This window comes from Bacillus sp. AY3-1 (genome assembly GCF_008368785.1).
GTDB classification, from domain to species: domain Bacteria; phylum Bacillota; class Bacilli; order Bacillales; family Bacillaceae_G; genus Bacillus_A; species Bacillus_A wiedmannii.
On the sequence record NZ_QORZ01000020.1, the window covers coordinates 20,742 to 34,979 of the forward strand.

At 35.9% G+C, this 14,238-nt stretch carries 14 protein-coding genes; 10 read left to right on the forward strand and 4 right to left on the reverse strand.

All coding sequences use genetic code 11. The features are described 5' to 3' along the window. The first annotated feature begins 105 nt into the window (after positions 1 to 105). The 3 genes from DN389_RS28895 (at position 106) to DN389_RS21200 (ending at position 2,256) form a co-directional block, all read left to right on the forward strand. Complete coding sequence (locus DN389_RS28895) at positions 106 to 474, forward strand: hypothetical protein (protein WP_254981501.1); 369 nt, start codon at positions 106 to 108, stop codon at positions 472 to 474. A 48-nt stretch (positions 475 to 522) separates the two neighbouring features. Then, a complete protein-coding gene (locus DN389_RS21190; RefSeq protein WP_149237570.1) occupies positions 523 to 1,194 on the forward strand; it encodes a hypothetical protein in 672 nt (223 codons plus the stop codon). A gap of 411 nt (positions 1,195 to 1,605) precedes the next feature. Continuing rightward, a complete protein-coding gene (locus tag DN389_RS21200) occupies positions 1,606 to 2,256 on the forward strand; it encodes a Yip1 family protein (protein ID WP_098209282.1) in 651 nt (216 codons plus the stop codon). A gap of 258 nt (positions 2,257 to 2,514) precedes the next feature. On the opposite strand, the gene DN389_RS21205 is transcribed toward DN389_RS21200, so the two are convergent. Further along, a complete protein-coding gene (locus tag DN389_RS21205) occupies positions 2,515 to 2,853 on the reverse strand; it encodes a hypothetical protein (RefSeq protein ID WP_149237571.1) in 339 nt (112 codons plus the stop codon). A 318-nt stretch (positions 2,854 to 3,171) separates the two neighbouring features. Here DN389_RS21205 and DN389_RS21210 point away from each other — a divergent pair, with 318 nt between their 5' ends. From DN389_RS21210 to DN389_RS21235, 6 genes are all read left to right on the forward strand, one after another. Continuing rightward, the gene (locus DN389_RS21210) at positions 3,172 to 4,758 is read left to right on the forward strand and encodes an ABC transporter substrate-binding protein (RefSeq protein ID WP_149237572.1); all 1,587 of its coding nucleotides are present in this window, start codon (positions 3,172 to 3,174) and stop codon (positions 4,756 to 4,758) included. A gap of 207 nt (positions 4,759 to 4,965) precedes the next feature. Beyond that, on the forward strand, positions 4,966 to 5,916 hold the full coding sequence (locus tag DN389_RS21215; protein WP_149237573.1) for an ABC transporter permease: 951 nt from the start codon (positions 4,966 to 4,968) through the stop codon (positions 5,914 to 5,916). A 6-nt stretch (positions 5,917 to 5,922) separates the two neighbouring features. Continuing rightward, positions 5,923 to 6,774, forward strand: a complete 852-nt coding sequence (locus DN389_RS21220) for an ABC transporter permease (protein WP_001065304.1) — start codon at positions 5,923 to 5,925, stop codon at positions 6,772 to 6,774. Between the two features lie 26 nt (positions 6,775 to 6,800). Next, the gene (locus DN389_RS21225) at positions 6,801 to 7,793 is read left to right on the forward strand and encodes an ABC transporter ATP-binding protein (protein ID WP_048566941.1); all 993 of its coding nucleotides are present in this window, start codon (positions 6,801 to 6,803) and stop codon (positions 7,791 to 7,793) included. After that, positions 7,786 to 8,757: an ABC transporter ATP-binding protein gene (locus DN389_RS21230; RefSeq protein ID WP_149237574.1), complete on the forward strand. Its 972-nt coding sequence runs from the start codon at positions 7,786 to 7,788 to the stop codon at positions 8,755 to 8,757. The genes DN389_RS21225 and DN389_RS21230 overlap by 8 nt, the downstream gene beginning before the upstream one ends. Before the next feature lie 553 nt (positions 8,758 to 9,310). Beyond that, entirely contained in the window at positions 9,311 to 9,817 is a 507-nt protein-coding gene (locus tag DN389_RS21235; RefSeq protein WP_098204397.1) for a PRK06770 family protein, read from the forward strand. A gap of 146 nt (positions 9,818 to 9,963) precedes the next feature. Here DN389_RS21235 and DN389_RS21240 read toward each other — a convergent pair whose 3' ends face one another. The 3 genes from DN389_RS21240 to DN389_RS21250 all read right to left on the reverse strand — a co-directional run bounded on the left by DN389_RS21240 (position 9,964) and on the right by DN389_RS21250 (position 12,421). Then, complete coding sequence (locus tag DN389_RS21240; RefSeq protein WP_149237575.1) at positions 9,964 to 10,503, reverse strand: hypothetical protein; 540 nt, start codon at positions 10,501 to 10,503, stop codon at positions 9,964 to 9,966. A gap of 47 nt (positions 10,504 to 10,550) precedes the next feature. Then, positions 10,551 to 10,793, reverse strand: coding sequence for a hypothetical protein (locus DN389_RS21245; protein ID WP_098204399.1), 243 nt, complete (start codon positions 10,791 to 10,793; stop codon positions 10,551 to 10,553). 305 nt (positions 10,794 to 11,098) lie between these two features. After that, positions 11,099 to 12,421, reverse strand: a complete 1,323-nt coding sequence (locus tag DN389_RS21250; protein WP_106074424.1) for an MFS transporter — start codon at positions 12,419 to 12,421, stop codon at positions 11,099 to 11,101. 225 nt (positions 12,422 to 12,646) lie between these two features. Between DN389_RS21250 and DN389_RS21255 the strand changes: the two genes are divergently transcribed. Next, entirely contained in the window at positions 12,647 to 14,236 is a 1,590-nt protein-coding gene (locus DN389_RS21255) for an ATP-binding protein (protein ID WP_149237576.1), read from the forward strand. Positions 14,237 to 14,238: the final 2 nt, after the last annotated feature.

Sequence of the window (14,238 nt, forward strand, 5' to 3'; positions counted from 1 at the left end):
ATAAAATCTTGTAAAGCAAGAAAAAGTAGAATATTTAATGATTGGAATTGAATATTCATATTCTAATATTCAATAGAAAGATAAAACATTTAAAAGTTCGGAATAATGAAATATAATACATTTGGTGAAATTAACCAATATTTATTTTGCTCATTATGTATTAAAGGTGAGATTATAATAGGCGGGCATGGCTATAGATTCCATGCAGGTGAAGAATCAGGTGTTCCGCAACCTTACCTAACGGTTATGGCGGGGGATTTTCATTTGAGTTTGAGAAGGAAGCGAGATAATAGAATGCAAAAATTTTCAAAAATAGTTATATGTGTTGGTGCGTTAATAATGATTGTACATGATGCATGGAAGGATAGGATTTATTTTTCCTTAGCTGTACTTTTTGTTACCGCACTTTCTTTACTATGGAATATAGTTGCTCATAATATTATAGATAAATTTAAGGGGAAAGAGAATAAATAGCTATGAAACTTTTGACGATTGGAATAATAGCGGGGTGGTTTAATTAACATGAAAAAAAGTATAGATTTTAATAAGAAAGCTTTTGCACATTATATGGCTCTTTATCCTGTAAATGAAATAAGAGTCCACGTAATTGGTCTTGTCCTTTTGGGGGCAGATGTGTTTGTTCTTTTGCCTGCTTTTGCGAATCCTTTTCGATTACTCTATGTATATATAGTAACTCCTCCAGTTATTTTTTTAAATTTGTGGGCGATATGGATTGCTATCAATCCTCGGAAACGACAATTACAATACACTCTATTTCGAGGAGTATATGGCACCATATGTTCAGTAGGATTATTGGTTATAACGCAAAAATATGCTTATGAAGTGTTACAATTACAAACTCCCATCTATTTTATTCTTTCATTTGGTTTGTATGGTTTTGCTTTGTATTATTTTTATAAAAATCATATTGAAAAACTTCAGGAACCAAGAAAAAAATCAAAATCATCGAAAGGAACTGGTGGTGTAAAAGTAGCAGCTATTGCAGCGGGATTGGGGCAGTTAATTGCTAATATAATTCTTAGCATTGCAACACAACAGATGGGGGCACTTGTGTTTATGTGTGCATGCACAGTGATTTCGTTTGTTTTGTTTTATATGATTATAGAACTCCATAAGTACTATTATTTACGGAAGCATATAGAAGATGGAGGGAAAATACGTATAGGATTTTAAAGAGGATTTGTTGCATTTCAAGTATATAATCGCATTCTTCTTATGGAAGCCATTCACGAGGCTTATAGTAATAAAAGATGTATAAGTGGAAGAGTATATTCTGGTAAAACATCTGAAGGAATGGAAATTAGGTTTGTTCTTATTAATGATAAGATTATAACTGTTTATCCAATGTATTAAAGAATGTGAGGTACTCAAAAATGAAAGTAACTACTCAGCCCATAGTTAAAAATGCAAGACAATATAGAGGTAATTGCTAAGAATCACTCCCCCTAAGTTTCAGATGAAATTAAATGATTGAATATTTATATTTAAATAACCGACTATTTATGCTTTAATATTTCTAGGTACATAATTGGGATGATTAGGAAATTATATTTAATATGTTTTAAGAAAGGGGAATGTTTTTTTATGGAAACTCCAGAAAATCAATTTAAACGTGCACTTAATCCTTGGTTCTCCATTTGGACAAAACCACGTGATACAATGAAAGAAATTTTTATATCCAAACCTAAGAATGTGTTTTTACTCATTTTATTAGGCTCATTCGTACAGACTTTAGATCGAGCATCTTCTAAAAATGTAGCGGATTCAATAAGTAGTCCATTTTCAATAATCTCAATAGTTATATTCGGTACCTTCGTTGCTTTCTTAATTTATTATTTTTTGCTACCAGCGTTATTTAATTGGGTGGCAAAAAAACTTGGTGGACAAGGTACCTTTGAAAAAACACGTTACGCAGTTGCCTATTCTTATATCCCTTACGTTTACTCTCTTATATTAGTTTGGGTGCCTTCATTTTTCTTGTTTGGGATAGAAAACTTTACGAGTGAGACACCGGAAATGGATAGTAGCATAACTTTAACGATTTTGTTTCTTATTTTTGCCATAATTGATATAGTTATTGGAATTTGGACAATCATTATTTCCTTAAAATGTTTAGGAGAAGCACACCAATTTTCAGCATGGAAAGCATTATTAACAATAATAGTGTCCTTTATGATTATCATTCTTCCTTTGGTAATAATAGTATTTCTTATAGTAGGGGTTACAACCCTTTAATAATTTATTTGCTTCTTATTTATCCAAACGTTTTCTACTTGGCGAAGCGTATGACCTTTATGATCAAATTGATCGCCCGTTTTACGGCCTGTTTTTCTTATTATCAGTGTTAACAGGAATTTGTGAAGGCAAACTTGAAAATCAAATATTAAACTATTAAAACCTTAAGGGAGCTGAGTAGATTGTCTTTGTTCGTCTCTTATTTTCCAATCGGAGAATAAGGGATGAATTTTTATGAAGGAGTAAATGCAGCTTTTGTTACCATTCCCGCCATTCTTCTGTTATATCTTCCTCAGATTCTAAGCCAGCTATTCGTGCAGCTGCATCGATAAATTCATAGAGATCTTCTCTTTCCATTGTTTCGATAAAATGGTCATGTTCGATATTTAGTTCATTTATTTTAATAACTACCTCTTTAACAACTTGCATGACTTCGACTTCGGTTGGATTCTCACCTAATTTCTGTAAATGGTTAATGTAAGTGTCAAGAGCCTTATTTGTTGCACTTATATTTTCTTCAGTGAAAAATTCTCCATCTTCATCATACTCAACCCATGAGTTTGTTGGTTTGTTTTTTTTCAATTCATCAAATGTCATGATAACCTCCTAAAAGTGTTTTTTGTCTTTAATCCCATTCTACATTTTCGATCATATATAACAATCATTTTAGAGGGATTTTCTATAAGTTGATAGTTTTTTAACTCATTTTATGAGGCTACTTATTCGTGGTCTTTTTATTTTCCCCTCCGCATAAATATAGTTTATCGCAAGAATGCATGAATAGATTAAAAACTTTCTATCTTTGGGAAAAAGTTTGACAATACATATGGGTAGTGGTAATTTAAAACCCATAAGAAAACTCGGTATTAATTCCGAGTTTTCTTATAGGTGTAAATAGTCGAGAGGGGTCGAAATATGAAGAAGAAGTTGTTTGTATTACCATTTGTCCTACTATTATTTATTGCATTAGCTGCTTGTTCAGGGGAAAAAGATTCGAAGCAAGCAGGAACTAGTAAATCAGGGACTCCGAAAGATGGAGGAACGTTAACGATTGGTGTTAGCGATAACCCGGATACGATGAATCCGCTTTATGCGAATGATCGTGTGTCATTAACGATACAGCAAGCTTTATATGCACCGCTGTATCATATGGAAGACGGTAAGAAAAAATTTGTTCTTGCTGAAAGTTTTACGCCTTCAGAGGATCAATTAACATGGACTTTAAAACTAAAGGATAATTTGAAATGGCATGACGGCAAGAAGATTACATCAGACGATATTGCATTTACATTCCAGTCTATTTTAGATGAGAAGCAAAATAGTTCAAGTCGTGAAAACTTTATTTTTAAAGGAAAGCCGCTTGAGGTGAAAAAAGTGGATGAGCTAACGACTCAATTCGTGTTACCACAAGTAAGTGCATCTTTTGAAGGGGTTATGAATGATTTCTTCCCAATTCCGAAACATGTATTTGAAGGGGAAGCAGATTTAGCGAAGAGTAAGAAAAACTTAGAGCCTGTAGGATCAGGTCCATTTAAGTTTAAAGAGTATAAATCAGATGAGTACGTTGCATTAGATCGATTCGATGATTATGTCGGAGGTAAAGCTAAATTAGACTCTATCGTATATCGCGTTGTAAAAGACCGTAATACAGCCAATGTTTCACTACAAAATGGTCAAATCAACATGAAGATGATTGAGCCGCAAGACTTTAAGAAATTAGATAGCACTGGGAACTTCTCAATGGTGACATTCCCTGAAGGTAGATTATTCTACTTATCTTATAACCAAAATACAGATCTAATGAAGAAAAAAGAAGTGCGCCAAGCAATCGCGCATGCGTTAGATAAGAAAGAAATGATTAACTCTGCATTCGTTTCGAGTCAATTTGCAGAACCAGCAAATTCAATCTTAACGCCAGACGCTATGTATTATGCAAAAGACATTAAAGATTATAAGTATGATAAAAAAGAAGCGAAAGAGTTATTAGCAAAAGCTGGCGTGAAAGATAAAGAAAAAGTACGCGTTATGTATGTAACGAATAATAAAATTATGGAAAGCTTAGCGCTTTATACACAACAAAAATTACAAGAAGTTGGCTTACAAGTTGAACTAAATGCATTAGATGCTAGTGCAGCAAGTGAAAAAGGTTTAGATAAAGAGAATAAAGAATATGACATTACATTCGGTGGTTACATAATGGGACCAGAGCCAGATTCATATAAGAGCTTATTCTTAAGTAATGCTGAATACAATTATGCACGTTATAAAAACGCTGATTTCGATAAGTTATGGGAAGAAGCTGCAGTTGAAACAGATAAAACGAAACGCGCAGAACTATACCATAAAATTCAAGAGACAGCTAGAGAAGACTTACCTTATCTACCAATCGCATATCCGAAAGCAGTTATTGCAGTAGATAAAAAGTTTGATGGATTGAAAGAAGCAAAAGCAATTCCTGTCACAATGTTTGAAGATTTATCTAAGATTTATGAAGTGAAATAAGAAACTGTAAAGAAGCTGGTGGAAATCAGCTTCTTTATCCCGCTTTAATGGGCAGTAAGACCCCCACCTAAAAATTCAGCGAAAGCAAAGAAGTTAGGTGGGGGATCAACTGCCCATAAAAGTCCGATTGGTTCAACTAATAATCAGTGGGGGATGAAGAAAACCCCCACTGATTAAAGTTTCACTTTATCTTGAGGGGGGAAGTTTGTGTATAAAGTAATTGCGAAGAGGCTTTTAAATGCAATTCCGCTTTTATTTGTTATTTCCATTATTTCTTTTTTATTAATAAAACTAGCACCGGGGGATCCCGTTCGAAACTTTGTCACGCCGAATATGAGCCCAATTGATGTTGAGCGTATTCGCACAAGTTTAGGGCTCGATCAACCAATTTATATGCAGTATATTTTATGGTTAAAAAATATTTTAACAGGGAACTTTGGTTACTCACTTCAAAATCATCGTCCTGTTTTAGATCTTATTGTAGAAAGGTTACCTGCGACAATCGGCTTAATGGGATCGTCTTTACTCGTCTCATTTGTAATCGCAATACCACTAGGACTACTTACAGGTGTGAAAAAGAATTCTATCTTTGATCGCATTGTAAACTTTATCTCTTATGTGGGGATCTCAATGCCAGTCTTTTGGTTTGCTTTACTATTAATCTACTTATTCTCTTTAAAGTTGAACCTTCTTCCGAGTATGGGTATGCGTACAGTCGGTCAAGATTACGTCTGGGATATTGTGCAACATGGTATTTTACCTTGCATGGTGCTTGCGTTCCAAAACATCTCTGTTTATATGAGATATATTCGTTCTAGCACAATTCAGCAATTAGAAGAAGACTATGTGCAAATTCAATATGCGTACGGTGCTTCGAAGAAAACAGTTTTATTTAATCACGTACTTCGAAATGTATTAATACCGATCATTACAATTTTCGGATTATCGATTCCAAGTTTAGTAGGCGGGGCGTTTATTACGGAAACAGTATTCTCATGGCCAGGACTTGGTTCGCTCGGGGTAAATGCTATTTTTAGATTTGATTATCCGATTATCATGGCAATTACATTATTATCATCATTCATGTTAATTCTCGGTAACTTAATTGCTGATATTTTATATGGCGTAGTAGATCCGCGCATTCGAATGAGGGGGTGATTTGGAATGAATAATAGGAGATTTCAAACGATAAAAAGTAGTTTTACGAAAAATAAGTTTGTACTAATGGGAGTTATTATACTTGCGGTTTTAACGATCGCATCCATTTTTGCATTCGTATCGCCATACGATCCTAGCAAAATGTCGATTCCAGATCGTTTACAAGAACCAAGTATGAGTCATCCTTTCGGAACGGATGATTACGGAAGAGATTACTTAACGAGAGCGTTATATGGCGGACGAGTTTCACTTGCGGTCGGTTTCCTTGCGATGGTTGTATCTATTACAATCGGAACCGCAGTTGGAACAATTAGCGGATATTTTGGCGGAAAGTTAGACAACTTCTTAATGCGAATTGTGGAAGTACTTATGTCAATTCCATCATTTTTCTTAATGCTGTTATTAAATGCTTATTTAAAACCAGGAATTACGACGTTAGTTCTTATTATTGGATTACTGACATGGATGGACACCGCTCGTATTGTAAGGGCAGAAACGCTATCCGTAAAAGAGCGTGAGTACGTTTTATATGCAAAAGTATCAGGACAAAAATCACTCGCAATTATTGTAAGACATATCATTCCAAACATTTTATCAACCATTATTATCGCTGCGACATTAACAATTGCGACATCGATTTTAATGGAATCATCACTTAGCTTTTTAGGTTTAGGTATTAGAGAACCAGATTCTTCTTGGGGCAGCATGCTAAACAATGCGCAAGGATATATTGGCGAAGCTTGGTATTTAACGCTCTTCCCAGGATTCCTTATCCTTTTAACGGTACTTAGTTTTAACGTAATTGGTGAAGCATTGAAGAAAGCTTTCGCGCCAAAAGGAGCTGGAAATGAAAACTAAAGTGTTACGTGAAAGGAGTGAGAAACGTGTCTGAAAAACTATTAGAAGTGAATAATTTAAAGACTTCTTTTTTCATAGAAAGCGGAGAAGTAGAAGCGGTTCGCGGCGTTACATTTCGTTTAAATAAAGGAGAAGTAGTCGGTATCGTTGGGGAGTCTGGAAGCGGAAAGAGTGTGATGGCGAAGTCTGTTATGTCTCTCGTTACATCACCAGGGAAAGTGAAGGAAGGGGAGATCCTTTTTCATAATGAAAATATCCTTTCTAAATCCGAGAAAGAATTACGTTCTATTAGAGGAAATCAAATTTCACTTATCTCCCAAGATCCAATGTCTGCGCTAAATCCGGTCGTGAAAATTGGAAAGCAAATGACGGAAGTAATTATACGGCATCAAAAAGTGAAAAAGAAAGAAGCAGAGAAAATCGCAGTCAACTTGTTAAAACAAGTCGGTCTTTCTTCACCAGAAGAAAGGGTAAAACAATATCCGCATGAACTAAGCGGCGGTATGAAGCAGCGAGTTATGATCGCAATGGCGATGTCTTGTAACCCAGACCTTCTCATTGCGGATGAACCGACGACAGCGCTTGATGTAACGATACAAGCACAAATACTAGATTTAATGAAAAACTTAAAGAACGAAACGAATATGGCGTTACTTCTTATTACGCATGACTTAGGAATTGTCGCGCAAAACTGTACGCGTGTCATCGTTATGTACGGCGGGCTTATTATGGAAGAAGGACCTGTACTTGATATTTTCCAATCGCCGAATCATCCATATACGAAAGGCCTATTAAACTCTCTGCCAAAAATAGCGAACGGCGTAAAAGAAAGACTCGCTCCTATTCAAGGTGTAACACCAAACTTATTAAACCCACCACAAGGTTGCCCATTCGCAGAGCGTTGCCCGCATGCGATGGACATTTGTGAAAAAGAACGTCCACCATATTTTGAAATCGGAAACGAAAGACGTTCCATGTGCTGGTTAAACGATAAGACAGTAGGTGAATCACATGCATGAAGACAACTTAATTGAAGTTCGGAACTTAAAAAAATACTTTCCTATTAAAAAGGGACTATTCGGCAGAAAAACGGAACAATTAAAAGCAGTCGATGACTTAAGCTTTACTATTAAAAAGGGTGAAACATTCGGGTTAGTAGGAGAATCGGGCTGCGGAAAATCAACGACAGGAAGAAGCATCATTCGTTTACACGATGTCACTTCAGGTAACGTTTTATTCGACGGAACAGACATCGCAAGTTTAAAGGAAAGTGAACTAAAAGAATATAGAAAACGAATGCAAATCATTTTCCAAGATCCATACGCATCATTAAACCCGGCAATGAATGTATTCCAAATTATTAGCGAACCAATGAACATTCACGGCTCTTACGAAAAAGAAGAACAAAAAGAAATCATATTAGATCTTCTAAAAAAGGTAGGTTTAAAAGAAGAACACTTATATCGCTATCCGCACGAATTTAGCGGAGGACAAAGACAGCGCATCAGCATCGCGCGCGCACTATCTGTAAAACCAGATTTCATCCTATGTGACGAACCAATCTCAGCACTAGATGTCTCCGTCCAAGCGCAAGTCGTAAACATGCTGCAAGACATCCAAGAAGAAACAGGAGTCACATACTTATTCATCGCACATGACTTATCCATGGTAAGACACATATCAGACCGAATCGGAGTCATGTACTTAGGAAACATAGTAGAAATTGCCGACAGTGAAGACCTATACACAAAACCGGCACATCCATACACACAAGCACTACTCTCATCCATGCCAGAACCAGATCCAACAAACATAGGCAAAGAACGGATCATCCTAGAGGGAGAAGTACCAAGCCCACTCAACTCACCATCCGGCTGCAAATTCAGAACGCGCTGCAAATTCGCCACTGAAAAATGCGCACAGGAAGTACCGAAGATGGTTGAGATTGCGAAGGGGCATCAGGTGGCTTGTCATTTGTTTTAGAGTGGGGGAAAAGCACTGGGGGGACCTGGTGCTTTTTTGTTTTGTAGAGGGCGTGGGTGCTGGTGTGGGATTGATTGGTGGTTTCGGTGGTAGTGCGCGCGAAATTTGTCGGTAAGTCGATATGTTGTGTCGAATCGTCGATATATTCGGAGTTACGGTAGATATAATTGGATAATCGTTGATATATTTTTGGGGGGGTGGTATTCATGGGCAGAAGAGGGTTTACGAGTATAGGATACAGTGGGAGTAGCTCTAAAAATCGTATAGATATCGTCATGATTTACCGATAAAAATAAACGAGGCTCTCCCTCTTTTATTGTAAAATTGAGTGCTGCACAATCAAGCGGAATAATTGATTATCCAGTATGATTAATGTGTATGGGAAACCTCTTGCAAGAGAATGAGGAGATTAATATAAATGTAATCACTAATAGTAAATGAAGGTATCGTATAGTAAAATGTTTAAATGTTTAAAACACAAGTTGTTTATCGGTAGAAGAGAAAAAGATGTGAAATTATTGTAATGTTCTTGAAAAAAGAGGGGGATCAACAAATGGATAGATGGAAAAAGTTTTCGATGATTGTAGTTAGTATCGTGGTATTTGGTATATTTATAGGATATATGGTAGGAATGTTTTTCAATCCCGGAAGTGACAATAAGCAAATACAAGAGAGAACAGTTGATGCCAAAGGTGAGGAAATTGACGATTTGGTCAACTCTGAGGGTGTTATAATCGACTCTATGCACAAAATGTTGCATCAAAAAGTAATAGCTGATAAAAAGGTTGGTTTTATCGTAATGTCTCCTGAGAATATTAAAAAGCTTCGTCACTTGTTAGATCAAAGCGATAAAATAATGGAAAAAGAAAAATATGTTGAGATTTTAAATCGTTGGGAAAAAGGTGATTTTTCTCAAGCGGTTGAAGAACATAATTATATGTGGGAGCAAGCAGGAGGAGAAAGTACTGGAAAAGCAAAAAGATTAGCTACTCCAAAAGAAGAAAAAGCATATCTCAAAGAACAAAGCAAAAAAGAAGATTCTAGTACAAAAATAGAATAAAAGGTAATAAAGCGTATAGATTCCTAATGGAATTGTATCTTATGCTGTAAGCTTCAAAAATTATTGTATCTATTCTATTGATATTTTTATATTTGGAGAGTAGATAGTAAAAGGGAGATTTCAAATTGACTTCTCCCTTTTACAATTTACTTGAAAAATAATTTCCCCTTATAAGTTTCGATATATATGCGCCCGTCGTCTTCTTCTTTTATTTTGCTATCAAAATGTTTTATCCAATCAACAATGCCTCGATCACTTTCTGTGACATTTTCTCTTACATATAGATATGAATGAATTGATTTATAAAATGTATAGTTAGTTAAAAGCCTTTGACCAAGAGAAATAGGAGTATCTGAATTTGGAGTCTCCTGAATTATATATGGAGATGGGAGAATGTTATTACTGTTAACATATACATAATATTTAGATTGATTAATGGCCCATTTTAGCCATATGATTTGAACTATTATTATAACTATGGTTACCGTTTTTTGTGCTTTTTTAAAATTTTGTCCTGGAAAAGAGTAGTAGATGAAAATCGGAATAGCAAATAAACCAGCCCAAGCTACCCATTTGTCTATTGGTGCACCATTTATCCAGAAGATAAATCCTAAAGCTTTTGTAAATAAAAATAAACAAACAAGACTTGTGAAAATTATTGATAAATAGTAGGTTTTATTTTTCATGATTTTCTCCCAAAAATATATGTTCATAAAACGAATATAAGAGTATTTTAAAAAGTATATATCATATAGATGTAAAGTCCAAAATAGTAGCCTAAATTAAATATTGCAAGCATAACACGTTGGTAAGTTTTACTGGCTCCAGCTGAAAATAAAACGCCTATAAGTGGTGCAAACAAACCAACTTTCCAAAAGATATTTGCTGATCCACCTATTTCTAATGTATGCCCATTTATTATAGTTAAAAGAGCATAAGGTACACAGGATAAAGATAATATAGCCCATTTGTTCAAAGTACCACCTCTTTTCGATGTTTTAATATCAATAAAATGTTAATTTTATTTATAGATTATTGTATCAATTAAAGATTTGTATAGGGAATTTTTCTTTGAACTGTTAAAATGGTTTTTATTTTATATTTATTAAAAATAGAAAGTAGGAAAACATCATCCCAAGCTATAAAGATACTTCTAGTACAAGGATGCTATTCTTTTCTGCTATAAAGTTTAAAAACCTCTACTTATAAGTAGAGGTTTTTAAATTGCATATTAATGAATTATGCTTTTTCAGATAAACGAAGAACATAGAATACATAATTTTAACTAGACTTATTATTAACTAATTTATCCCCACCACCAAGCTCCGCCTCAATTTGCGAAGTCTTCGATGACTCATCCATACGCCAATACGTAATGAAGCTTATCGCGATACATCCAGCTACGTAGAAGTAGAATAGTGACTCCATTCCGATGCTCTTTAGCCATAGTGCGATGAACTCAGCTGTTCCACCGAATATCGCAACGGTTAGTGCATATGGTAAACCTACGCCAAGTGCACGGATTTCAGTTGGGAAGAGTTCTGCTTTTACAATCGCGTTAATGGAAGTGTAGCCAGTAACGATAATGAGTCCGACCATCATGAGTAAAAATGCTACCATTGGTTCTGTCGTTTTTTCCATGAAGAAGAAGATTGGTGCTGTTAGTAATGTTCCGAGAATACCGAATGCCATTAATAGTGGGCGGCGTCCAATTTTATCGGATAGTAGCCCCGCAATTGGCTGAAGTACGACGAAAATAAGTAGTGCGGCAAAGTTAATCCAGCTTACAACCTCTTTCGGAAGACCGACTGTGTTTACCATGAATTTTTGTAAATATGTTGTGTACGTATAAAATGCGACAGTGCCCCCTAATGTGAGGCCGACTACTGTTAATACTGCTTTCGGGTGTTTCATAAGAGCGCGAACAGTTCCTGCGCTTTCGCGTTTTTGTGATTTTATGTTTGCGAATTGCTCCGACTCATCCATCGTGCGGCGAAGCCATAATACAGCTACTGCACCCATCGCTCCAATGATGAACGGAATGCGCCAGCCCCAAGCTTTCATATCTGGTTCGCTTAGCAATTGCTGAAGAACAATTTGAACGCCTAACGCAACCATTTGTCCAGCAACGAGCGTTACATATTGGAAACTTGAATAAAAGCCCCGGCGACCACTACTAGCCATTTCAGATAAATATGTTGCGGAAGTTCCGTACTCTCCGCCAAGTGATAATCCTTGTAGTAAACGAGCAAGAACTAAAATAATTGGCGCCATAATGCCGATACTTTCGTAACTAGGTGTACAGGCGATAATTAAAGAACCACCGGCCATAACCGTAATCGAAAGCGTTAATGCTGCCCGGCGTCCGTGCCGATCTGCATAGCGTCCCATTAATAAACTGCCGATAGGGCGCATTAGAAATCCAACTGCGAAAATAGCCGCAGTGTTCAGTAACTGACTCGTTGGATCTCCTTTAGGAAAGAACTCTGCTGAGAAGTAAACAGCGAAAGCAGAGTAAACGTACCAGTCGTACCATTCAATTAAATTGCCGACGGAACCTTTGAAAATATTGCCGGCGACTCGGTTAGGTTTTGCTTGAGCCATACTAATTCCTCCTCTTGCTTATAAATAAAAAGATAATTATGAAAGCGTGTTCATTGTAGTTGAATTGTACTGTCTTCGGGATTAAATCTCAATATTATGACAATTTTATTCTTTTTGTACTTTATGTACACGGAGAGTTTTAATAGTTGCTTCATTATTAGTTTTGTCATAATAATAGAAAAAGGAGATTGATAGTTTTGAATATTTTATCAAAGGATATGAAGTATGAAGAAATCACGCAAAGTGTCATTACAAACGAAAATAGTAAGCTTAATTATTACGTTAATTTTATTTGTCGTTCTCCTATTAGCGGGAATATTTGTTTACATTCAGTCCGTTGATACGAAGCGCCAAGTGGAGCAGCTAGCACTGCAAACAGCGAAGTCGCTTTCTTTTATGCCAGCTATAAAAGATGCTTTTCAAAATAACGAGCATAAAAGTATGATCCAATCCATTGCGGAACAAGTTCGTGAGCAAGCTGGCGCAGATTATGTCATTATAGAAGATCGATTTGGGGTTATATATTCCCATTCTAATTCGGGGTTGATTGGCACAAAGAGTAACAATCCATATAACTATGAAGCACTCACTTTTGGAGGATACTATACGCTCGAAGGAAATGGGGAAAGTGGTCCGGCTTTGATGGCAAAGGCACCCATTATTGTTCATAACGGAGACTACGATCAAGTCGTAGGCGTTGTGACAGTAGAGTTTTTAATAAAAGGTATTGAATCTAACATACTGAGCAGAACGAAAGAAATTATACTCTTTTCTTTAGCTGTATTAGTAGCCGGAATTGTTGGTGGCATTCTTTTAGCACGTAGCATTCGTAAAGATACACTCGGTTTAGAGCCGAATGAAATCGCAGCGCTATACCGGGAACGAAGTGCAATATTACTATCTATAAAAGAAGGAATTATCGCTATTGATCAAAACGGTTTTATTACGATGATGAACACGTCGGCAGAAGAGATGCTACATGTAAATGATGATTATATGCAGCAGCACATTTCAAAAGTTTTACCGGAATTTAATATGGAAAGAGTGCTAGAAAACGATCAAGAAATTGCGTTTCAAAATAAAGTGTTTATTTTAAATAGGACACCGATACTCGAAAATAACAGTACGGTAGGCGTTGTATGTAGTTTTAGAGATAAAACAGAACTGCAAAACTTAGTGAATACGATATCTGAGGTAAGAAAGTATTCAGAGGACTTACGCGCTCAAACACATGAATTCACAAATAAACTGTTCGTCTTATCAGGATTACTTCAGTTAGGACATTACAAAGAAGCGATTGAATTTATCCAACAAGAATCTAACATTCATCAAAGCCAAAACCATATTTTATTCCATCAAATTCACGATGCGAAAGTGCAAGCTATTTTATTAGGGAAAATCGGAACAGCGTCTGAAAAGAAAATTGATTTTCATATTGAAGGAGATAGTACGCTTCGTCCGTTACCAGACCATATAAAAGTTTCACACCTTATTACGATCCTTGGAAACATAATCGACAATGCGTTTGATGCGGTGAGTGGGCAAGAGGAGAAGAGAGTTTCTTTCTTTGTTACGGATATTGGACATGACATTGTATTTGAAGTAATAGATAGTGGAACAGGGATACCGGCAGAAAAAATGACGACCATTTTTCAAAAAGGATTTTCAACGAAAGGGAATAATCGTGGTTACGGACTAGCAAACGTGAAAGAAATGGTAGATGTCCTAGAGGGCACAATTGAAATTCAAAACGAGAAAAATGGGGGAGCGATTTTTACAATTTACCTTCCGAAAACATTGAGAGAAAGTACATGACA

Excerpts from the sequence above, each read along its gene's own strand:
- DN389_RS21190 (WP_149237570.1), top strand. The coding sequence starts at position 523 with ATGAAAAAAAGTATAGATTTTAATAAGAAAGCTTTTGCACATTATATG.
- DN389_RS21220 (WP_001065304.1), top strand. The coding sequence starts at position 5,923 with ATGAATAATAGGAGATTTCAAACGATAAAAAGTAGTTTTACGAAAAAT.
- DN389_RS21200 (WP_098209282.1), top strand. The coding sequence starts at position 1,606 with ATGGAAACTCCAGAAAATCAATTTAAACGTGCACTTAATCCTTGGTTC.
- DN389_RS21235 (WP_098204397.1), top strand. The coding sequence starts at position 9,311 with ATGGATAGATGGAAAAAGTTTTCGATGATTGTAGTTAGTATCGTGGTA.
- DN389_RS21230 (WP_149237574.1), top strand. The coding sequence starts at position 7,786 with ATGCATGAAGACAACTTAATTGAAGTTCGGAACTTAAAAAAATACTTT.
- DN389_RS21210 (WP_149237572.1), top strand. The coding sequence starts at position 3,172 with ATGAAGAAGAAGTTGTTTGTATTACCATTTGTCCTACTATTATTTATT.
- DN389_RS21205 (WP_149237571.1), bottom strand. The coding sequence starts at position 2,853 with ATGACATTTGATGAATTGAAAAAAAACAAACCAACAAACTCATGGGTT.
- DN389_RS21250 (WP_106074424.1), bottom strand. The coding sequence starts at position 12,421 with ATGGCTCAAGCAAAACCTAACCGAGTCGCCGGCAATATTTTCAAAGGT.
- DN389_RS21240 (WP_149237575.1), bottom strand. The coding sequence starts at position 10,503 with ATGAAAAATAAAACCTACTATTTATCAATAATTTTCACAAGTCTTGTT.
- DN389_RS28895 (WP_254981501.1), top strand. The coding sequence starts at position 106 with ATGAAATATAATACATTTGGTGAAATTAACCAATATTTATTTTGCTCA.
- DN389_RS21255 (WP_149237576.1), top strand. The coding sequence starts at position 12,647 with ATGAAGAAATCACGCAAAGTGTCATTACAAACGAAAATAGTAAGCTTA.